This is a genomic window from Tumebacillus sp. BK434, assembly GCF_004340785.1.
Classification (GTDB): domain Bacteria; phylum Bacillota; class Bacilli; order Tumebacillales; family Tumebacillaceae; genus Tumebacillus_A.
This window is the reverse complement of the sequence record NZ_SLXS01000001.1, coordinates 970,939-991,862: the sequence shown is the minus strand read 5'-3', so window position 1 is coordinate 991,862 and position 20,924 is coordinate 970,939. Positions and strand designations below refer to the sequence as shown.

Here is a 20,924-nt window from a genome sequence, read left to right as displayed (position 1 = left end):
GCCATGGACAACCAGGAACTGCAGACGCTGACCGAGCAGATCTCCGAGCAATTTTTCGGCTGGCCGTTTTTGCACCGCGTGACGTTTAACGGGCGGCTGCGCACGACGGGCGGACGCTATCTGCTCAGGACGCATGACATTGAGATCAACCCGCACCACTTTGAAAAACACGGCCTCGAGTCGATGATCGGCACGATCAAGCACGAGCTGTGCCACTACCACCTGCACCTGCAGCAGCGCGGCTACCGGCACCAGGACAAAGACTTCAAAGAGCTGCTCGAACAAGTCGGCGGGTCGCGCTACTGCCCGGACACAGGGCTCAGGCGCGAAGTGAAAACGCGCTACGTCTACGCCTGCTCCGCATGCGGGCAGCGCTATGAGCGCAAGCGCAAGATCGACGTGCGACGCTACGGCTGCGGACGCTGCCGGGGCAAGCTAAAATTGGTGCAATCCTTTTCTTAGTAAGACAGGAATCATCCACGAACTGTCGAACTCTATAAAGCAGAGTAGCGGCAGTTTTTTTTGAAAGTAAAGGGGATGAAAGCAACATGCTGCAACAAAGCTCTTGGACGTTTCGCTACAGCTTGGAAGGATTTTTGAAGCGTGTGTTGCACTGTGCGCCATGCCCGCTGACGGAAGAAGGACTTGTAGAAGCCGTTCTTTCCGACTGGGCGGGGCCGGAGCATTCTCGCGAATCGATCGCCGCTCGCGTTCGCGCCTCGCTGCATGCGGCAAACGGAGCGTTTTCCTCCGTTGGCGGCGATAAATATACGCTGCGCCAGACGGCGGGCGACGATTTGCAGAATCATGCGTATGACTTTTTGAAAGGAACGGGCCGTCCGCAAAAGCACGGCGACATCCTGCGTCACCTGCAGCAGGTGACCGGCCGCGGACGCGGGGAACTGATGTCGCGCGTCGATTTGGACTGCGACCCGCGCTTTGCCCGCCTCGACGGAGGCGAATGGCTCCTGACCGAATGGCAGCCTGCCAATGATCAGATCGCCAGGCTGATGGTCGAACAGGGGCGGCGCCGGGCGGAACTCACCGACCTGCTGAAATGGGTCAGCGAGCATGTGGAAGAGGAGACGGGGCTTGAACAAAACCGTATTTTTTACCCGGAATTCGACCCGCGCTTCGCACTGGCCGGAACTGTTGTTGAATGTCTGCTCGTCGAGCCGGAAGCGGCGGCGACGACTCTTGATACTGGTATGAAACTGGAGGAAGAAACCATGACGACTGCTGAACAACCTACCGTAACCGCTGCTGCAACCGATCTTTCAACGGTGGCGACACACGAACTGGTCGCTGCCGCATTGAAGCAGCTGTCCGATGTCAGCGCGGAGCTGTTGCGCCGCAACCAGGAGATTCCGAACGAGGTGCTGACCCTGTTCAACTCGGAAGACCTGGCCGGGATCGAAGCATTGATGAGCGAGCGCAAGCGCGTCGGGGCGCTGGCGGACGATCTGGCTCTGTTTGTCACCAAATGGAGCGAAGAATAGAAGTACGGTCGGGACAGCCTGAGTGATGTTGGTACCGCCAGAGCGTCTGGATCTGCGATTTGACCGTTTGCGGGAGATTGTCACCGCATGGGAGATTCGCTATAATCAATTGCCTGACCAAGTTGTGGCTCTGTTTGACGCGCAAGACCTCGGCTCGATCCGCGAGCTGTTGGAGGAGAAGCGTCAATTGGCGCGTTTGATTCCCGACATCAAGGAATTTATTGAACGCTGGGAGCCGGTGGAACATCCGCTTGGCACAGGCGATGAGGAGTAAGCAAACCTCTGTTGATTTCTAGGAGGTTGGTCTATGTTAGCAAGCGATTTCATGGCGCACATCAGCCAACATGGCATTGCATTAAATGACGAACAGCGAGAGGCGGTCTGCCATACGGCAGGGCCTCTCGTCGTCTTTGCGGGGCCTGGCAGCGGCAAGACGACCGTCTTGACCTGCCGGGCTGCTTATCTGTTACAAGTGGAAAAAGTCCCGGCGGCGAAGATGCTGATCGTCACCTTCACCCGCGCCGCCGCTGCCGAGATGCAGGCGCGTCTGGCGGCGATGCCGGGCATCGGGCAGCAGAGCATTCGCGCGGCGGAGATCGGCACGTTCCACTCGGTGTTCATGCGCATGCTGATGCAGCAAAACGGCGGGCAACTGCCCCAATTGATGGAAGAGTACCAGCAGCGCACGATCATCAAGGCGCTCTTGCGCGAACAGGGAGAAGACGGCGACGACGAGCAGGTCGCCGATGTGCTGTCGAAGATCGGGCTCTGCAAGAACAACCTGATCCTGCCCGAGCGCATCAAAGCGACCAAGCCGGAGAACCAAAAGTTCCGCGACCTGTTCGCCGGTTACGAGCGGGTCAAGCGGCAGGAAGACCGCTGGGATTATGACGACATTCTCGTCGCCGCCTATGCGATGCTGAAACACAATCCTGCCGTGCGCGAGTATTACCAGCGGCGTTTCGAATATCTCCTCGTCGACGAATTTCAAGACACCAACCTCGCCCAATACGAAGTGATCAAGATGCTGGCCGGACACGGCAACCTCTGCATCGTCGGCGATGACGACCAGTCGATCTATCGCTTCCGGGGTTCGCGGGTCGAGTTTTTGCTCGATTTTGAAACGACGTTTCCCGGCGCGAAAAAAGTGATCTTGGCGGTGAACTACCGCTCGACAGACGATGTGATCGACACGGCGTCGCGCGTGATCCTGCACAACCGGGTGCGCCAGAGCAAGCTGATCCGCGGCACGGGCCGGGCTGGGGAGAAGCCGGTTGTCCTGCGGCCGGAAGGGGAGAAGGACGAAGCGGAGCAGATCCTGACCGAAGTGGCCGTGGTGTTGGAACACGATCCGGAACTGGAGCCGCAGGAAGTTGCGATCTTGTACCGCACGAACATTCAGGTGCGGGCGATGATCGACGGCTTGGTGCAAAAAGGGCTGCCTTTTACGCTGCATGACGCCGACGGCGATTTTTACGGGCGCTGGCAGGTGCGCGACGTGCTGACCTACTTCAAGCTCGCCTACAACCCGGACGACCTCGACAGCATCGTGCAGATCATCAACCGCCCGAAGCGCTACCTCTACCCGGACCGCTTCGTCGATGAGGTGCACATGCTGCGCCGCACGAAGAACATCACCTATCTGGAAGCGCTGGCCGCCGTGGAGAGCCTGGAGCCGTATCAGCGCACGAAAGTCGAGCAACTGATCAAAGACCTGATCGCGCTGCGCTTGGCCACTCCGGCGCAGGCTTTGCACAAGATCCGCAAAGAGATCGGCTACGACCGCTATCTGGAGGAGTTTGCGGCCAAGACGGGCAATGATGCAGCCCTCGTCAGCGAGCCGCTCGAGGAACTGGAGCAGGCGGTGCTCGGCCACCGTACCCTGCACGATTTTCTCGCCCATGTCGAAGAGGTCAAAGAGACGGTGCGCAGATCGCGCGGCAAAGGCGAAGGCATCCAGCTGATGACGATGCACAAGTCGAAGGGGCTGGAATTCAAGCACGTCTACTGCATCGGGCTGGTCGAGGACATGCTGCCGCACCCGAAAGCCCTGCAGGCGGAGGGGGACAAGCAATCGGCGGCGGTCGAGGAGGAGCGCCGGCTGTTTTATGTCGGCATGACCCGCGCCAAGCGCTATCTCACGCTCTCCGCTCCGCTGCGCTATCATGGCCGCCGGGCCGAGCCGTCTCCGTTTCTGTATGAAACGGGACTGCTCCCGCGACCGAAGCGCACAGCGATCACGCCGCCTGCGAGTGTGAGAAAACAGCCGGTCGTGATGAAAGTCCCGGCCAGCGAGCGGATGAAAGCGGCGATGGAGAAACACGGTGGCACCGCATTTGCCGTCGGCGACAGCTTGCACCACAAAGACCTGGGGCCGGGGCTGATTCAAGAGCTGAAAGTCCTCTCCGGCGACAGCGGACGCCGCGTGCTGATCCAGTTCCCCGGGCAGGAGAAAGTGCACGATCTGCATTTGGAATTGTGTTTGTATCTCGGGCTGTTAAGCGCTCCGGTAAACGTGTGACCGGCAGGGAATCCTGCTGGTCTTTTTTGTCTTTTTCGATTATGCTTACTCTAAACAGAGGGACAAGCAGGAGGAGATCGAAAGATGACGATGACAGCTGAACAGCTTCGCAAATATGCAGAACTGGCCGTCCGACAAGGGATCAACGTGCAGCCGGGGCAAAAGGTGATCGTGCGCGCGCCGGTCGAGGCGGCAGCGTTCGCGCGGGAAGTGGTGAAGCAAGCGTATGCGGCCGGTGCGAACCATGTATGGGTCGACTGGTCGGATGAAGACACGCTGCGCACCCGTTTGGAGCTGGCTCCGGAAGAGACGCTCGAACTGGTGCCGGAAGGGTATGTCCGCGATTTTGTCGGCACGCTGGAAGAAGGCGGCGCGATGCTCGGCATCTATGCGCCGAAGCCGGGGCATCTGAGCGGCTTGGACGCAGCGCGCATCGGCAAGTACTATCAAGCGCTGGGCAAAGCGATGCGCCGCCAGCGCGACTTGCAGCAAGCGAGCAAAAGCAGCTGGTCGATGGTGATGATTCCGACGCCGGAATGGGCGGCGATCGTCTTCCCGGAGCTGTCGCCGGAAGCGGGCATGACCAAGCTGTGGGATTCGATCCGCTACATCACCGGGCTCGATCAGGAAGACCCGATCGCCTACTGGCAGCAGAAGGTGGAGCAGATCGAAAGCCGGGCCAAATGGCTGACCGATGAACAGTTCCTGCGCCTGCATTACAGCGGCGGCGGTACCGAACTGTCGCTCGAACTGCCGCGCGGACACATCTGGGTCGGCGGCCGCCTGACCGACGAAAAAGGCACCAAGTACCTGCCGAACATCCCGACGGAAGAAGTGTTCTCTGCACCGCTGCGCACCGGCGTCAACGGCGTGGTGAAAAGCACGTTCCCGCTGGAGTACAGCGGGCAGCTGATCGAAGGCATCACCATCAAGTTCCAAGACGGCCGCATCGTCGAAGCATCTGCTGAAAAAGGCGACGCAGTGCTGCAGGAAATGATCTCGGCGGATGACAGCGCCCAATTCCTCGGCGAAGTGGCGCTCGTGCCGCAAGACTCGCCGATCTCCAACCTGAACATCGTCTTCCGCAACACCTTGTTCGACGAAAACGCATCCTGCCATTTCGCGCTCGGCTCAGCCTACCCGCTGAACCTCAAGGGCGGGCAGGAGATGACCCGCGAGCAGTTGGCCGAGCATGGGTTGAATACGTCGATCATCCATGTCGACTTCATGATCGGGTCGGCGGAGCTCGACATCGACGGCGAGCGCGAAGACGGCACCCGCGTGCCGCTGTTCCGCAACGGCAACTGGGCATAATCAAACAAAAGCAAATAGAAAACCTTGACCGCACAGGGGTCAAGGTTTTTCTATTTGCTGAACACCGAGATCGTCCGGCTGTCCGGCACCCAGTACACTCGCGCACCGACCGTTTCGATCACCGGGCGCAAGGGCAGGTAGGGCAAGCCGTCTTTTAAAAACACCGGCGACGGCAGCGCGATCCGCTTGCCGTTGACCCGCGCGAAGACCGAGCCGATCCGCGACCGGATGGAGGGGCGGCCGGTGCCGGGCAGTTCCCGGATCAGGGGCAGGGACGCGTAGACGGTGTCATTTTCCAACACCAGATCAGAGCGGAGCGGGCGCCGTTCTCCGTTCCAGAGCAGGTTCGGCTTCATCTCGGCGGCGACGGGCAGCGGGATAAACGAGCCGAACAGCGCCTGCGAGATCGTTTCGGCGATCAGCGCGTGGCCTTTGGCGTTCGGATGAATGTCGTTGTTGGCCAGGTTGACGTACTCTTTTTCATGCCCCAAAAACAGCGATGCCACCGGCACCACATCCGCATCGTACGCTTTGGCGGCGGCGAGAATCGACTCGTTGACCCAGGTGATCCACTCGCTGAGCTGCGTGTGGCGCGGGTCTTTTTCCGGGAATGGATTGTACACTTCTAGCACGAACAAGCGGGTATCGACGTTGAGCTGCCGGAACAGGGCAAGGATGGTGCGGATGTTGGTCTGGTATTTGGTCAGCGCCTCGCGCATCGCCATCACGTCGCCCGGCTTTTGATGCTCCGTCCAGATGATGTCGTTGCCGCCGATCGACAAGGTGATCAGGTCGGCGCGCTGCAGATGCTGGCTCGCTTCCGGCCAGTGGTCGAGCAAGAAAAGGAACTGGCCGCTCGTTAAGCCCGGAATGCCGAAATTGTGCAGGGTGGCTTGCCCGCGCACTTGCATCTGGCGGTGCAGGTGCGCGACATAGCCATTGACGCGCGTGCCAGCGATCGCCGGTGTCCCCCAGCCGGCAGTGACCGAGTCGCCGATCGCCACGTAGTTCAGATGTTTGGGGAGCGGCGTCAGATCGGCTGCCAACGCTTTTTGTACCGGGTGGAAGCAGACCAGCAGGGACAAAAGGAAGAGCAAGAACAGACGAGACGCCATGCACAGGTTCACCTCCGGGCTTTCCAGCGTTCCAGCCACATGTCAAACGACAGGTAGACGACCGGGATCAACACCAGCGTAATCAGCGTGGAAAACGTCAGGCCAAACAGGACCACCGTCGCCAGCGGCGCTTGGATCTCCGCCCCTTCGCCGTAGCCGAGCGAGGCGGGCAGGACGCCGAGCACCGTCGCGCCCGCCGTCATCAGGATCGGGCGCAGGCGGACCGGTCCGGCCTGCAGCACCGCCTGGATGCGGTCCAGCCCGCGGCGGCGCAGGCGGTTGACATAGTCGATCAGGATGATCGCGTTGTTGACGACGATGCCGACCAGCACGATCAGTCCGATGTAGGCGCCGACGCCGAGCGAACGCCCGGTGACGAGCAGGCCGAACACGACTCCGACGATCGTCACCGGCACGGAAAACATGATAATGAACGGATGGAAAAACGACTCAAACTGTGCCGCCATCACCATGTAGACGAGCAGGAGCGCCAGAACCAACGCACCTTCCAGCTTGCGGAAGGCGTCGTTCATCTGCTCCGACTCGCCGCCGTACTCGATCGAGTAGCCGCGCGGCAGGTCGAGGCGGGTATCGAGCCGCTCGCGGATGTCGTCCATCACATGGCCGAGGTCGCGCCCGATGTAGTCGGCTTCCACCGTCATCTCGCGCTGGTTGTTGAAGCGTGAGATGCCCGACGGCGCCTGGACGAACTGGATGTCGGACAAGGAGCCCAGCGTGACGGTCGCGCCGAGCGGCGAGGCGAGGGGCAGCTGCTTGAGCCGTTCCACCGAAGCGCGCATTTCCGGCGGGATCTGCATCCGCACGTCGATCTCCTGATTCTCCGTCCGGTAGCGAGTCACCGTCTGGCCCTGCATGGCGATGTTGACCAGTCCTGCGACCTGTGCGTTGGTCAGGCCGTAGGACAGCGCCGCCTCGCGGTTGACGGTGATCTGCACCTCTTCCACCAGCTGCTCGCGCTCGGCGCTCGCTTCGCGGACGCCTTGCACCGCCATGATCTCCGATGTGGTCTGCTCGGCCAGTTGGCGCAGCTTGGCGTCATCATCGCCGCGCAGCCGGATCTGGATCGGCCGGCCGGTGCCGCCGCCGAACTGGTCGCCCGACACCTGCACGTTGATCTTCGCTTCCGGCACGGTGCGCAGCCGCGCCCGCAAGTCATCGGCCACTTCGACCGTGCTGCGGCTGCGCGCGGCGCGGTCTTTGAGCTGGATGTTCAGCGTCGCTTTGTGCGACTGCACGCCGGCCGTCGGGTTGTAGACGCTGCCGCCGCCGATGGTGACGAAGACCGTCCCGACTTCGGGCGTTGCCCCGATCAATTTTTCGGCGCGGGCGACCCGTTTGGCGGTGCGCTCCATGGTGGCCCCGGCCGGCAGGGTGACATTGACGGCGATCATGCCCTGATCTCCTTTGGGCAGGAACTCTTTGCCGATAAATGGATAGGCGGCGGCCGAGAGCAGAACGAGCAACAGCGTGGTCAGCATCACCGCTGTGCGATGGTGCACCGCCCAATGCAAGAGGCGCGCATAGGCGCGTCCCAGCCGGCCCTGTTTTTCTGGGTCGTGCTGCGTTTCCGCCCGCTCCACCTCCGCCGGGCTCAGCGCGGCGAACTGCTTTTCACCGCGCAGAAAATAGTAGGCGAACATCGGCACGAGCAACAGCGCACTGAACAGCGAGGCCAGATGCGAAAAGGTGACGGTCAGCGCCAGCGGACGGAACAGCTGGGCGGCGAGGCCGGAGACGAAAATGATCGGGGCGAAGACGACGACCGAAGCGAACGCCGCCGCCGTCACCGCCAAAGACACTTCGCTCGAACCTTCCAGCACGGCGTCATACAGCGAACGCCCGAGCTGGCGGTGGCGGTAGATGTTTTCCAAGATCACCACTGCTGTGTCGACCATCGCCCCGACGCCAAGCGCCAGACCGCCCATCGTCAGCATGTTCACCGACTGTCCGGCGAAGTAGACCATGATGAACGTCGCGATGATCGAGACGGGGATCGCCAGCGAGATGACCAGCGTGCTCCGCCAACTGCGCAGGAAGAAATACAGGATGAGCGCAGCAAACGCGCCGCCGAGCAGCATGTCCCGGGTCAGCGTCCGGATCGACTGCTTGATAAAATCGGCCTGGTCGAACAGCGGCACCAGCTGCATGTTGGCGGGCAGTTCGCTTTTCAGACCGGCCAGTGCGGCCTGCACACCGTTCGACACTTGCACGGTGTTCGCTTCGGACAGCTTTTGAATCGACAAGGAAATGCTCGGCTTGCCGTTCATCCGCGAGAGGCTGCCCGCTTCGGCGACCGCTTCTTCGACGGCGGCGACATCGCGCAGGTGAAAGCGGTTGCCTTGCGGGGAGGCGAGCGGCAGGTTGAGCAGCGCTTCCAGCGATGGGAAATCGCCTTTCACGACGATCGAGAGGTTGCGCTCCGCCTCGCGGACTTGGCCGCCGGGCAAGGTGAGATTCTCGGAAGCGAGCAGTTGGCTGAGCTGGTTCAGGGTCAGCCCGCGCTCCTGCAAGGCGAGCGGATTGACGGTCAGGTTGATGACGCGCTCCGTGCCGCCGGTGGTCTGCACCGCCGCCACGCCTTCGACGCGCTCGAGGCGGGTGCGGATCGTCTCCGCCATCCGGTTCAGCTCGGTCAGGTCGCGCCCGCCGCTCATCCCGAACTGGATCACCGGCAGCAGGTTGGGGTCGAAGCGCAAGACGATCGGCTGCTGGATGCCTTCGGGCAACTGGTTGCGGATGAAGTCGATCTTCTCGCGCATCTGCAGCGTGGCAAAATCCATGTCGGTGCCCCAGTCGAACTCGACCAGCACCATCACGCCGCCACTGCGGGTGACCGACGAGACGTTTTTCACATTGTTGGTCGTGCCGAGGATCGCTTCGAGCGGCCGGGTGACCATCTGCTCGAGGACGTCGGGCGCCGAGCCCGGGCTTTGCACGGTGACGGCGGCGAGCGGGAAGGTCATGCGCGGGAACAGCTCGACCGGCAACCGGAACAGGGAGACACCGCCGAGAATGACGAGGGCAACGATGATCATCGTCGCGGCGACCGGGCGTTTGACAGACAGCTCGGACAGCCTCATGACGCAGGCTCCGTTTCGGTGACGGTGACTTTCATGCCCGGTTGCATGCGCTCAACACCGCCATAGACGATCCGTTCGTCTTGCTGCAGGCCGGATAGCACTTCGACCCACGTCCCGTTGTCATAGCCGGGCTTGATGCGGACGAGGCGGGCCTGATCGTTCTCAATCCGCATCACAAACGGGCCGTTCGCGTCGCGTAACACAGCCGCTTTTGGCACCGAGAGCACGCCTTTGTGCGCGGCGAGGGTGATGGTGGCCTGGCCGATCATGCCGGGCTTGAACCACCCGTTTGGGTTCGGCAGCGCGGCGCGGGCCGTGAAAGACTTCGCTTGCGGCTGCACGGCCGGCGAGACGGAGGCGAGCTTGGTCTGGGCCGCGGGCTGTGTGCCGACCTGCACCGCCGCCGCTTGTCCCGCTTGCAGGCGCGGGACGACGTTCGGGTCGAGCAGCACTTCGAACTCGACCTGCTCGACCGAGCCGATGCTGAACAGCGGCGTGCCGGGCAGGGCGGGCGCGCCTTTGGCAGCGTTTTGGGCCAGCACCGTGCCGGCGATCGGCGCGGTGATCCGCGCGGCCGCCGCTTGGGCTTCGGCCGCTTTGACCAACTGGCGGGCTTGTTCGACCTGCATCTGCAAGCCTTGCAGGAGCGGGGCGCGCAGCTGGTTGAGCGACTCGGAGACGGCCGATTCGGTCTGCAGGCGGGCCAGCTCCGTCTGCAGCCGCACCAGCTCCTGCCCGGAAGCGACCAGTTCCGCTTGGCCGGGGAGTTTGCCCGTCTTGGCTGTTTCGGTCAGATCGCGGATGCGCCGGCGGATCTGCTCTTGCAGCTCGGCGACGCGCCCGGCGGGCGACTGGCCGCCAAGGTGGCGGAGCTGGTCGAGCTGGCCCTCGAGCGTCTGCAGGTTGCGCTTCGCTTCCTGCAGGGAGGAGCTCGCCGACGGATTGTTCAGCGTGGCGAGCAGCTGTCCCGCCTGCACGCGGTCGCCGACTTTGGCGGACACCGCCTCGAGCTGGCCGGGGACGGTGGCGGAGACGGCCACTTCGCTGCCGGCGATGACGCGGCCGGGCAGCAGGATCGTTTCGGGGATGTCGCGTGTTGTTACCCGATAGGCGCTGACCGGCGTCGCTTCCGGCTGAGCGCCTTGCTGTCGATCGCCGCCGCAGCCTGCCAGCAGCAAGGCTGTGAGGCTCAGCGAGAGACAACCGGTGCGAAAGATCTGGTTCATCGGCTCACCTCCACCTGTTGCGTACATTTTCCATAGGTGGAATTAGTGTGTTACGAGACCATTGTTTCTATGTGCAGGTTTAAATTGGGGAGCGGGTAGGAAACGGGAGGTTTATGGAGAATTCGTTCGGAAAAGAATGGTGATTACTGTTAAGGGGGTGTAAAGGGGTTTGAGTGGATTCTGAAACTCATGTTATAGTCTCATCAAGGAACGACACAGTTCGACAAAACAATCGACAAACTTTGCTTCTCAAGGATCAGCTGAATGGGTCGGCTCGGTGTCTTGGAGGCTACTACATATCAAGTACGCCTTGTTGCAGAAGGGACTGCGGCAGGGCGTACTTTATTTTTGGGGCAACAGCATTCGCTGTACCCAATAGCCGAGTCCGCCGCCGCCGAGGATGGTGACGAGGTCGAGCGCGAGGCGCAGCAGGACATCCGACACGTAGAGCAGCGCATAGCCGGGATGTTTCAGCTGATGGACGGCCACCGCCAGCATGACGATCACCGTCACCGCCGCCGCCGCGCCGTAGACGCCACGCAAGCCGAGGATCAGATAGAAGAAAAAGCCGAGCAGCATCGTCGCGACCAGATGCGGCTGCTCAGCCGACTGCATGATGCTTAAGTTTGTCACGAGATATGCGGTAAAAACGAGCCATGCCAGCACCCACTTCTTCATGATGTCGACGCCTCCCTTGTCCAAACATATGCTGTGTAAAAAGATTTCATGACACATAAGTGGTGAGTGTACAAATTCTTCAGATTTCTTATAAAACAGTGTTGACTTCTTTCGACACCTTCGTTATTCTATTGCCAATTGAACGACAATTCTTGCCGGTGTAGCTCAGATGGCAGAGCAACTGACTTGTAATCAGTGGGTCGAGGGTTCGATTCCTTTCGCCGGCACCATTCCCCAAACTAGCGTGTTTTCAGCTACGAATGAGCGTAGTTGGAAGCACGCTTTTTCGTATTGGCTTCCGCGATTGTCCGGAAGATACGCGGACTGTCGTGGGGTTTGTACGTTTTCACCGTTGCCGTACCGGCGCTTCGCACATAGTCTATAGAAACCAATTTATCTGAGAAAGCAGGGGGGAATATGAACGTATCGGTCATTGGAACAGGGTATGTAGGAGCCACCACCTCTGCCGCGCTGGCCTCGATGGGTCACAACGTGATCGGCGTCGACGTCGATCCGCAAAAAGTCGAGCTGCTCAGTCGCGGCCAGCTTCCGTTTTACGAAGAAGGCTTGGAGCCGCTGATGCAGACCTTGCTCGCCACAGGCGCGCTCACCTTTACTGTCGACCTGCCGCGCGCCGTTCGGGACAGCGACATTCTCTTCCTCACCGTCGGCACCCCGGCGAACGCGGACGGATCGGCCGACCTGCGCTATGTCGAAGCGGCGGTGCGTGCGATCGGTCAGCACCTCGACCGCGAGAAGGTCATCGTCAGCAAGAGCACCGTCCCTGTCGGCACCGGCGACAAGATCAATGACCTGCTGAAGGCAGAGCTTGCCGCCCGCGGCGCCGACATCCCGTTTGACATCGTCTCCAACCCGGAGTTTCTGCGCGAAGGCAAAGCGCTCCATGACGCGCTGCATCCGGAGCGCATCGTGATCGGCTGTGAATCGGACAAGGCACGAGCTGTGATGACTGCGCTGTATGCAGACCTGCGCACCGTGCTGTTCTACACGACGGTGCGCGACGCGGAGATGATCAAATACGCCTCCAACGCCTTCCTCGCCACCAAGATTTCCTTCATCAACGAACTGGCTAGGCTCTGTGAACGGACGGGCGTGTCTGTTTCCAAGGTCGCCCGCGGCATGGGGCTCGACTCGCGCATCGGCGGACAGTTCCTGCGCGCCGGGATCGGCTATGGCGGGTCGTGTTTTCCGAAAGACGTGGAAGCGCTGCTGCAGTTGTCCCGACAGGAAGGCGTTCCGCTGCAGTTGCTCGACGCCGTCGCCCGCGTCAACCGGGAGCAGACGGAGTGGTTTTTGCAAAAGGTGCAGAGCAAGCTCGACCCGCTGCAGGGACGAAAGATCGCCCTGCTCGGCCTGACATTCAAGCCCGGCACCGACGACATTCGGGAAGCGCCGGCCTTGCGCCTGATCCCGGAGCTGCTGCGTGCGGGTGCGGAGCTTGCCGCGTACGATCCCCAGGGCATGGAAGCGGTGCGCCGCCTGCACCCGGACGTGCGGTATGTCCAAGACCCGTATGCGGCGCTCGCCGGAGCGGATGCGGCGCTCCTGCTGACCGAGTGGCAGGAGTTCCTCGACCTCGACTTTGCCCGGGTCAAAGCGATCATGAACCGCGCGGTTTTGCTCGACGGGCGCAATGCGTTGGAAGGGGAGAAACTGCGCGGCTGCGGAATCGAGTATCACGGTGTGGGGGAGCGGGATTCAACATGAAAGGATTAATTTTATGCGCCGGTCGCGGCACGAGGATGCAGCCGTTTTCGCACACAACGCCGAAAACGCTGCTCCCCGTGGCCAACCGGCCGCTTTTGCAGTATTGCATCGAAAAATTGCAGCGGGTCGGCATCGCCGAGATCGGCGTCGTGATCAACCCGCAGCAAACGGGCATCATCGATTTCCTTAACGGTCTCAAAACGCCTTGCACCGTCAAGATTATCAAGCAGACCCGACCGCTCGGCATCGCCAACGCCGTGCAAAAGGCGAAGGGGTTTCTGCAGAACGACCCGTTCGTGCTACTGCTCGGCGACAACCTGCTCTGCGAAGAACTGCACCCGCTGCTGCAGGCGTTCGAGGGGCAGGACGCGGCGCTCATGCTGTCGCGGGTGGAGAATCCTCGCGACTATGGCATCGCCGAGATCCGGGATGGCAAGATCCTCTCGCTCGAAGAAAAGCCTGCCGCGCCGAAAAGCGACTTGGCGGTGATCGGGGCGTACGTGTTCCAGTCGGCGATCTTCCGGGCGATCGCCGAGCTCAAGCCGTCCGCACGGGGCGAATACGAGATCACCGATGCGATCCAGCAGCTGATCATGCGCGGCGGCTCGGTCGCATTTGCCATCACCGACAAGCCGTATTCGGACGTCGGGACGCTGGAGCGCTGGGTGCTTGCCAACCGCTGGATGCTCGGTGCGTCGCACGGCAGCCGGATTGAGATCGGGGAGAACGTGCGGATCGAAAACTGCACGATCAGAGGACCGGTGCTGATCGGCGACAACTGCATCCTGCAAAATGCGGAGATCGGCCCCTATGTGGCGGTGCAGGACGGTGTGACGCTGCAGAGCTGCCAGATCGCCGACAGTATCTGCCTCGAAGGCTCCACGATCTGCGGCGTCGACGTGAAGATCGAGCAAAGCGTGTTTGGACGGGCTACCACACTGCAAGGAGGAGGCGAGACGAAAAAGATCACCTGCATGCTCGGGGATCATTCGCAAGTCGCGCTGCCGAAGCCGCGTACAAACAAGGGCAAGCACTAGCAAAACCCCCTCTGCAGCGGAGGGGGTTAAGTTGTGTCTGCTTACAAGTTGTACAGGCTGCGCACCTGCTGGATCTGCAGCCAGATCCCTTTTTCGATGTCGAACTGGGGGTCGTAGCCGAGCTGTTGACGGGCTTTGCTGATGTCGGCAAACGTGTGGCGCGGGTCGCCGGGCTGCTCGGGCAGGCGTCGGAGCAGCGCCGTCTTGCCGGTGTGGGTCTCGAGCAGCGCGATCACCTCGTTGACGGTCAACTGGGACACACCGCCGATGTTGAACACTTCGCCGGCGACCGGGGAGGTCGCCGCAAGCAGGTTGGCGGTCACCGCGTCGTCGATGAAAGTGAAGTCACGCGACTGCTCACCGTCGCCGTAGATGTCGATCGGTTCGCCACTCAGCACGTTTTTGATGAACTTGTGAAACGCCATGTCCGGGCGCTGGCGGGGGCCGAAAACGGTAAAATAGCGCAAGGAGACGACCGGCACGCCGAACACGTTGGCGTAGAGCTGGCCGAGCTGCTCGGCGGCAAGCTTCGTCACGCCGTAGGGCGACACGGGCTGCGGTGTGACCGTCTCGTCGGTCGGGCCGCTCATGCCGCCGTAGACGGACGAGGAGGAGGCGCAGACGATCTTCTGCACATGCGAATGTTTGGCCGCTTCGAGGAGCGCCTGGGTGACGAGGATGTTGTGGTCAACATATTCTTGAAACTGCGCGCCCCACGAGGTGCGCACACCGGGCAGCGCCGCCTGATGAAACACGACATCGACGCGGGACAGCAGCTCATCGAAGTCCAGACAGCGCAGATCGCGTTCCCAAAAATGGAACTGGGGATTGGTGAGCAGACCCTGCAGGTTTTGCTCTTTCAACCGGCGGTCGTAGTTGTGGACAAAGGCATCGATGCCGTACACCTCATAGCCTTCGCGCAGCAGCCGTTCAGAGAGCGTGGAGCCGATGAACCCGGCACTGCCGGTGACCAAAGCGCGTTTGCGTTTCATCGCCACACCTCGAGGATCTCGCGGATGACGCGGGAGAAGCCGAAGCGCTGCTCGGCGATGCGGCGCCCGTATTGGCCCATCGCGCGCATCTTGCCGGGGTTGGAGAGCATAGCGGAGATCTGCTCGCCGAACAGAGCGGGATCTTCCGGCCGTTCGACCAATTGGCCGTTCTGCCCTGGCACGATCACTTCCGGATTGCCGCCGCGCGCGGTGGTGAGGATCGGCAAGGACGCCGCCATCGCTTCATAGTGGACGCGGGCCAGCGGCTCCTCCCACTGCGACGGACAGACGAACAGGTCGCCCGCCCAGAACCAGTGGTGCACCTGATCGGCCGGCACGTAGCCGGTGGTGATCACCGGGATCTTGGAGCGGCCGGCCAGCGCGCGCACGTACGCGACATAGTCGGAGATGCCGTCATCGCTGAACCACTTGCCGCCGACGATGACCAGCGCGGCGTCCGGGTGGCGCTTTGCGACGTGCTGCATAGCGCGAACGAGAATGTCCGCCCCTTTTTTCGGCGAAAGGCGGCCGACGAACAGGATGGCTTTTTTGCCGTCGAGCCCGTGCTGGGTGCGCAGCTGTTGGCGGATGCTTTGCGCTTCTGCGTTGACGGCGTAGCGGTTGAGGTCGACGCCGGAGTAGATCGTGCGCAGTTTGGGCTGGGCCGATGGGTACAGGGTGGAGATGGCGCGGCCGACGTAATCGGAGACGGTGACGATGCGCTCGACTTCGCGGATGCACAGCTCGGCGTCTTCAGGGGCGATCTTGTCAGGTGTGAACATGTCGTTGTGCATCGAGAGCACGAGGCGCGCCTGCGGGGCGGCCTGGCGCACCGGGCCGATCAGCCGGGGACGGTTGAACACGTGGATCAGGTCGTAGCGCCGGCCTTGCAGGAAGCGCACCACGTGTTCCGCGTAAATGTGAAACAGCTTCCCGGGCACCCGTTCGAACTGCAGGTTGCCGACCCGCTCCGAATCGGGCAGGCCGGGGTCGGTGATGCCTAAGATGGTGATGTCATGCTGTTTGGCGAGCTCCGGTGCAACGCCTGCGATGTAGGTCTGGATCGCCCCGCCGCGCACGGGCGGCACCGGAAGCTTTTCGGTGCAGATCATCAAGATTTTCACGTGTCTTGTCTCCCCTTCCGTTTGCGGGCGATCCGCTCAATCAGTTCGTGCGTATACGGCGACAGTTCTCCGCTTCCCGGCACCGTCTGCAGGTCGAGGGCGGGCAGGGTTGCGAGAAATTGCCGCGCACGTTCGGCGATGTTCGATTCGAGGCGCGGCTCTCGGCGCTGCGCGATGGTGCCGCTAGGGGGCCAGGCGCTGAGCGGCTGCAGGGCATCGAGCCGTTCGCGCAGGTCTTGCCACCAGTTGCGGCTGGTGTTGCGCGCCGCCGACTCCTGCACAGGTTGCTTGCTTCGCCAAAACTGCAACATGCGGTCGAATTCAGGGAGGTGTTCTGGCGAGATCGGAACAAGAGCGGGGGCAGAGGAGTCGGCGTCGAAGCGGAGCGCGGTGACGTTTGGCGCCGTGCGGAAGATCTGCGACGGCACCCAGTCGGCAGGCGCTTCGAGGATGTTCGCGCCCAACTCCTGTAACGCAGGCCATTTTGTCGCGTCGGTCGCCTCCATCCGGTCGAGCATCGCTTCCGTCTCCGCATTCAAGAACAGCTCGGGCTCGTAAACGACCTCTTTGACATGCTTGTAAAATTCGTTTGGCATCGCCATGTCGATCAGGAGCACCTGCATCAGTTCCGGCTCGATCGGGTTGGCTTGCTGATAGGCGTCGATCATGCCGCGAATCCAGCTCAAGTCCCAGTGGCCCATGTCTTCCATCGTCGAGGTGATCAGCTTGCGCAGGTCGCGGATCGGCAGGTCATAGGCGACCCCGTCGAGGTCGATGATCCAGATCTTCCCGTCTGGTCCGACCTGTCCGTTCGACCAGCCATAGTCCTGATGCGCGAATCCCCAAGCTGCTTCGCCGCGCTGGACGAGGTCTTTGTAGGGGGACTGTTCCAGCGTGTAGAGAGCATTGCGGGCCTGGCGTTCGTATTTGTCGATCAGCGAAAGCAGCTTGCCACTGGCAGGCAAGTCGGAATACAGCATGGCGATCTGGCGGAACCAGTCGAGCTTGGTGAGAATCTTCTGGTAGGACATCGGGTAGCGGTAGAGGCGGGAGGCGTTTTGCGCTCCTTCGGGCGGAACGTAGCCTTGAGCGAATTGGTGAAATTCGCCGAGGCCGCAGCAGAGCTGCGCGGCGCCGGTCAGGTCGACTTTGGCGGCCGGGGTCAGCGGTTCGATCCAGTCGGTGACGATCCACAGCTTCCCGCCGCGCTCCACGCACAGCTCACCCGCCTTGCTCCGGATCAGTCCCGGCACCCGGGCGCCTTTTTCCACGAGGTACTGTTGGGCATGAACGCTGTACAGGCTGCGCTGCGGGGTGCGGTGCAGCACCTTAAGACTGCGCGGGCCGTGGTTGGTCTGAATCTTCCAGATCGCCCCGCCTTTGTCCGGCTTGGTGGTGATCAAAAGCAGTTCGCTGACGGTCATGTCATATTCGCGCATGACGTCGTGCGTCATCGCTTCCAGCTCCGGGGGAACGGTTGGCACATCGCCTTCCACATCGCCCCACGGCTGAATGATATATGGTTCCATGGGCTTCCCTTCCTTTTTCATGTGGTTGGTATCAGTGTATTGGCGGACAGACACTCTCGTAACGGACAGGCAACTATGCTATTGTGGAAGTGAGATCAGAAAGGGTAAAAAAGGGAGCGGAGGATCGCCCGCCGCCTAAGGAGAGTGGAAGCGATGTACATGCAGAATGAAACCGCAGCCGCGTTGTCCTGCCTGCGCTGTGGCGCTGAATATGAGCTGAACGATTACACGACAGGCTGTCCGGCCTGTCTGGAACAAGGGTATCCGGTGTCGCTGGAAGTGACCTATGCGGGGACGGAGAAATGGACGGTCGATCCGAGACTGCGCGGCATGCAGCGCTTCGCCGATCGGCTGCCGTACCGCACGTTCCCGACGCTCGGCGAAGGGGACACGCCGCTGATCGAGCTCGCCGATCTGGCGGACGAGCTGGGCCTGGCAGGCTTGTGGCTGAAAAATGAAGGGCAGAACCCGACCGGCTCGCACAAAGACCGGATGAGCGCACAAGTGGTGGCGCGGGCGAAAGCGACCGGGCGCACGACGGTTGTCGCCGCTTCGAGCGGCAATGCCGGAGCTTCGCTGGCGGCGTATGCGGCGGCGGCAGGGCTGCGCTGCGTGGTGGTGACGACGGTCGGCATGAACCAGACCTGGGAGCAGGCGGTGCGGGCGACCGGCGCGGAGCTGGTCGCGGCACATGACTCGAAACTGCGCTGGAAGTACATGCGCAAGATGGTCGAGACGGAAGGCTGGTATCCGGTCACGAACTACATCGACCCGCCGACGGGCAGCAATTTGTGGGGCGTGCAAGGGTACAAGACGTGCGGACATGAGATTGCGGAGGCGTTCCAAGGGCATGCCCCGACGGCGATCGTCGTGCCGACCTCGCGGGGCGACTTGCTGTGGGGCATCTGGCGGGGCTTGCAGGAGGCCAAGGCTGCCGGCTGGATCGACACGTTGCCGCGCCTGTACGCGGCTGAGCCGTTTGGACGATTGTCGCGAGTGCTCAGCGGCGAAGATTACCGCGGGCAGTTCCCGGGCGATCACAGCGCCACCGAGTCGATCGGCGGCTCGACGGCGACCTTCCAGTCGCTCGTCGCCTTGCGCGAATCGGGCGGCGGCGCGGTCGATGTGGCCGGAGCGGATGCGCTGGCCGGGCAGACCAAACTGGCGCAGCGCGGACTGTATCTGGAAAGCTCCTCCGCAGTGGTCTATGCAGCTGTGCGGCAGTTGAAAGTGTCGGGGGATCTCGGCGAAGCGGACCGCGTCGTGCTGGTCGGCACGTCGAACGGCTACAAAGACAACTATTTCGCCAAACTGCCGCAAATGAAGCTGATAGACGCAGCAGACGTAGTTAGTTCCTAAGACAAGGGAAAAATTGAAGCTTGTCCCTCCTTTCGTTAGCATGTAAACTAGTAACTGGAATGCTAGTGTTACAAGACGGAAAGTGAGGGACGAGCTCATGCGCACGCGGGCGAAATCATTGATCGTCGGGTTGCTGACGGCAGCACTGCTCTTGCCGGGCAGTTCCGGCTTTGCAGCGGACGGCAAATTTAATATGTCCTATCTCTATTTCGGGAGCACGTCGACCTATGTGGCAACGGTAGATTCCACAAAAGGCGCTTTGCATGTAGTATCTCCCGACTTCTTCAACATAAACGCGGACGGATCGTTGAAACTGACCTCCAAGCTGTCAGCATCGTTTATTGCCGAGATGCACAAGCGCGGGATCAAAGTCGTCCCGTTCCTGAGCAATCACTGGGGGCAAGCGTTAGGACGCAGCGCGTTGAAGAACCGCGAGCGGCTGTCCACGCAGATCGCCGATGCGATCTCTACCTATGATTTGGACGGCGTCAACATCGACCTCGAAAACTTGACGGAGGCCGACCGCGCCAACTACACCGATCTGGTGCGCCTGATCAACGCCAAAATACCGGCACACAAGGAAGTGTCGGTCGCCGTCGCGGCGAATCCGAACGGCTACAGCGTCGGCTGGCATGGTTCGTACGACTATAAGAAATTGTCCGATTACAGCGACTATTTGATGATTATGGCCTATGACGAAAACTACGCCGGCGACCCCACACCGGGTCCGGTCGCCAGCGATGCGTTTGTAAAGCGCTCGATCCAATATGCGCTTGACCGTGGCGTGCCGAAAGACAAGACGGTGCTCGGCATCCCGTTCTTCGGACGGGCTTGGAGCGCCGACGGCAAGATGAAAGGAGCCGGAGTCTCCAATTGGCACGTGCCGCAGCTTCTCCAAAAATACGGCGGGCGCATCGTCTACGACGGGGCCACCAAATCAGCAAAAGCGACGTTCACCGTCAAGGCGGGCGACCCGGTCACGACGATCGGCAGCACGACGTTTGGCACCGGCACGTACACGATCTGGTATGAAAACGAAGCATCGATCAAAGAAAAACTGCGTCTCGTCGGTGTGTACGGCATCAAAGGCACCGGCTCTTGGAGTTTGACGCAGGAAGAGCCGGGCACGTGGGATTATTATTCCCGTTGGCTGAACGGCCGCTACTTCACCGATACGGAAGGGCATTGGGCGGCCGGCGACATTCTCGCCATGCTCGACAAAGGCTGGATGGTCGGCACCTCGCCGTTGAAATTTTCGCCGAACCTCCCGCTGACCCGCGCCCAGGCGGCCGTCATCCTCGTCAAAGCCATGGGGCTGGAAGAGCGGACCGCGCCCCATGCGGGCTTCTACGATGTGCAGGCCAGCCACTGGGCGAAGCGCCACATCGACATCGCCAAGCAGGCCGGCTTCATCTCCGGGGACGAGTACAAGAACTTCCGCCCGGATGACAAGATCGCGCGCCAAGAGATGGCTTCGATGCTGGCCCGCATCCTCAACCTGCAGGCGGGAGATGTGACGGAGCATCCGTTCCCGGATGTCACGGGCGGCTGGGCGTATGATGCGGTAGCGGCGATGAAGCAAGAAGGCATTCTGGCCGGGAATGAACGCGGCCTGTTCAAGCCGCTGGACGGAACGAGCCGCGCTGAGATGGCGTCGCTGATGAATCGCATACAAGATCGTCTCTAATGAAAAAACCTTGC

General features: G+C 61.5%; 16 protein-coding genes and 1 tRNA gene. 10 read left to right on the top strand and 7 right to left on the bottom strand.

The window, feature by feature from the left end; all coding sequences use genetic code 11:
- Window positions 1–3: 3 nt before the first annotated feature.
- The 5 genes from EV586_RS03195 to EV586_RS03175 all read left to right on the top strand — a co-directional run bounded on the left by EV586_RS03195 (window position 4) and on the right by EV586_RS03175 (window position 5,334).
- On the top strand, window positions 4–462 hold the full coding sequence (locus EV586_RS03195; protein ID WP_132943862.1) for a SprT family protein: 459 nt from the start codon (window positions 4–6) through the stop codon (window positions 460–462).
- An 86-nt stretch (window positions 463–548) separates the two neighbouring features.
- Window positions 549–1,499 (top strand): hypothetical protein, encoded by a 951-nt coding sequence (locus EV586_RS03190; protein WP_132943616.1) that lies wholly within the window; start codon window positions 549–551, stop codon window positions 1,497–1,499.
- A gap of 25 nt (window positions 1,500–1,524) precedes the next feature.
- Window positions 1,525–1,773 carry a hypothetical protein gene (locus tag EV586_RS03185; protein WP_132943615.1) on the top strand — a complete coding sequence of 83 codons (249 nt, stop codon included), beginning with the start codon at window positions 1,525–1,527 and terminating at the stop codon, window positions 1,771–1,773.
- Between the two features lie 33 nt (window positions 1,774–1,806).
- The gene (locus EV586_RS03180; protein ID WP_132943614.1) at window positions 1,807–4,020 is read left to right on the top strand and encodes an ATP-dependent helicase; all 2,214 of its coding nucleotides are present in this window, start codon (window positions 1,807–1,809) and stop codon (window positions 4,018–4,020) included.
- Between the two features lie 90 nt (window positions 4,021–4,110).
- Window positions 4,111–5,334 (top strand): aminopeptidase, encoded by a 1,224-nt coding sequence (locus EV586_RS03175; protein ID WP_132943861.1) that lies wholly within the window; start codon window positions 4,111–4,113, stop codon window positions 5,332–5,334.
- A gap of 50 nt (window positions 5,335–5,384) precedes the next feature.
- Here the strand turns inward: EV586_RS03175 and EV586_RS03170 are convergent, their stop codons facing one another.
- The 4 genes from EV586_RS03170 to EV586_RS03155 form a co-directional block, all read right to left on the bottom strand.
- Entirely contained in the window at window positions 5,385–6,449 is a 1,065-nt protein-coding gene (locus EV586_RS03170; RefSeq protein WP_132943613.1) for a GDSL-type esterase/lipase family protein, read from the bottom strand.
- Window positions 6,450–6,457: 8 nt separating this feature from the next.
- Window positions 6,458–9,550 carry an efflux RND transporter permease subunit gene (locus EV586_RS03165; RefSeq protein ID WP_132943612.1) on the bottom strand — a complete coding sequence of 1,031 codons (3,093 nt, stop codon included), beginning with the start codon at window positions 9,548–9,550 and terminating at the stop codon, window positions 6,458–6,460.
- Complete coding sequence (locus tag EV586_RS03160) at window positions 9,547–10,776, bottom strand: efflux RND transporter periplasmic adaptor subunit (protein ID WP_165898196.1); 1,230 nt, start codon at window positions 10,774–10,776, stop codon at window positions 9,547–9,549. The genes EV586_RS03165 and EV586_RS03160 overlap by 4 nt, the downstream gene beginning before the upstream one ends.
- Window positions 10,777–11,118: 342 nt before the next feature.
- Window positions 11,119–11,454, bottom strand: coding sequence for a hypothetical protein (locus tag EV586_RS03155; protein WP_132943610.1), 336 nt, complete (start codon window positions 11,452–11,454; stop codon window positions 11,119–11,121).
- 154 nt (window positions 11,455–11,608) lie between these two features.
- Between EV586_RS03155 and EV586_RS03150 the strand changes: the two genes are divergently transcribed.
- The 3 genes from EV586_RS03150 to EV586_RS03140 all read left to right on the top strand — a co-directional run bounded on the left by EV586_RS03150 (window position 11,609) and on the right by EV586_RS03140 (window position 14,219).
- Window positions 11,609–11,684, top strand: a tRNA-Thr gene (locus EV586_RS03150).
- 187 nt (window positions 11,685–11,871) lie between these two features.
- Window positions 11,872–13,182 carry a UDP-glucose dehydrogenase family protein gene (locus EV586_RS03145; protein WP_132943609.1) on the top strand — a complete coding sequence of 437 codons (1,311 nt, stop codon included), beginning with the start codon at window positions 11,872–11,874 and terminating at the stop codon, window positions 13,180–13,182.
- Entirely contained in the window at window positions 13,179–14,219 is a 1,041-nt protein-coding gene (locus EV586_RS03140) for a sugar phosphate nucleotidyltransferase (protein WP_132943608.1), read from the top strand. Before EV586_RS03145 ends, EV586_RS03140 begins: the two co-directional genes overlap by 4 nt.
- Before the next feature lie 41 nt (window positions 14,220–14,260).
- Here the strand turns inward: EV586_RS03140 and EV586_RS03135 are convergent, their stop codons facing one another.
- Genes EV586_RS03135 through EV586_RS03125 form a run of 3 tightly spaced genes read right to left on the bottom strand, consistent with a single transcriptional unit; the run spans window position 14,261 to window position 17,864 of the window.
- The gene (locus EV586_RS03135) at window positions 14,261–15,211 is read right to left on the bottom strand and encodes an NAD-dependent epimerase/dehydratase family protein (RefSeq protein WP_132943607.1); all 951 of its coding nucleotides are present in this window, start codon (window positions 15,209–15,211) and stop codon (window positions 14,261–14,263) included.
- Complete coding sequence (locus EV586_RS03130; protein WP_132943606.1) at window positions 15,208–16,335, bottom strand: glycosyltransferase family 4 protein; 1,128 nt, start codon at window positions 16,333–16,335, stop codon at window positions 15,208–15,210. The genes EV586_RS03135 and EV586_RS03130 overlap by 4 nt, the downstream gene beginning before the upstream one ends.
- Window positions 16,332–17,864, bottom strand: coding sequence for a CotS family spore coat protein (locus tag EV586_RS03125; RefSeq protein WP_132943605.1), 1,533 nt, complete (start codon window positions 17,862–17,864; stop codon window positions 16,332–16,334). The genes EV586_RS03130 and EV586_RS03125 overlap by 4 nt, the downstream gene beginning before the upstream one ends.
- A 153-nt stretch (window positions 17,865–18,017) precedes the next feature.
- On the opposite strand from EV586_RS03125, the gene EV586_RS03120 reads away from it, so the two are divergent.
- The gene (locus EV586_RS03120; RefSeq protein WP_132943604.1) at window positions 18,018–19,223 is read left to right on the top strand and encodes a threonine synthase; all 1,206 of its coding nucleotides are present in this window, start codon (window positions 18,018–18,020) and stop codon (window positions 19,221–19,223) included.
- 97 nt (window positions 19,224–19,320) lie between these two features.
- The gene (locus EV586_RS03115) at window positions 19,321–20,910 is read left to right on the top strand and encodes a glycosyl hydrolase family 18 protein (RefSeq protein ID WP_132943603.1); all 1,590 of its coding nucleotides are present in this window, start codon (window positions 19,321–19,323) and stop codon (window positions 20,908–20,910) included.
- The last annotated feature ends 14 nt before the right edge of the window (window positions 20,911–20,924 follow it).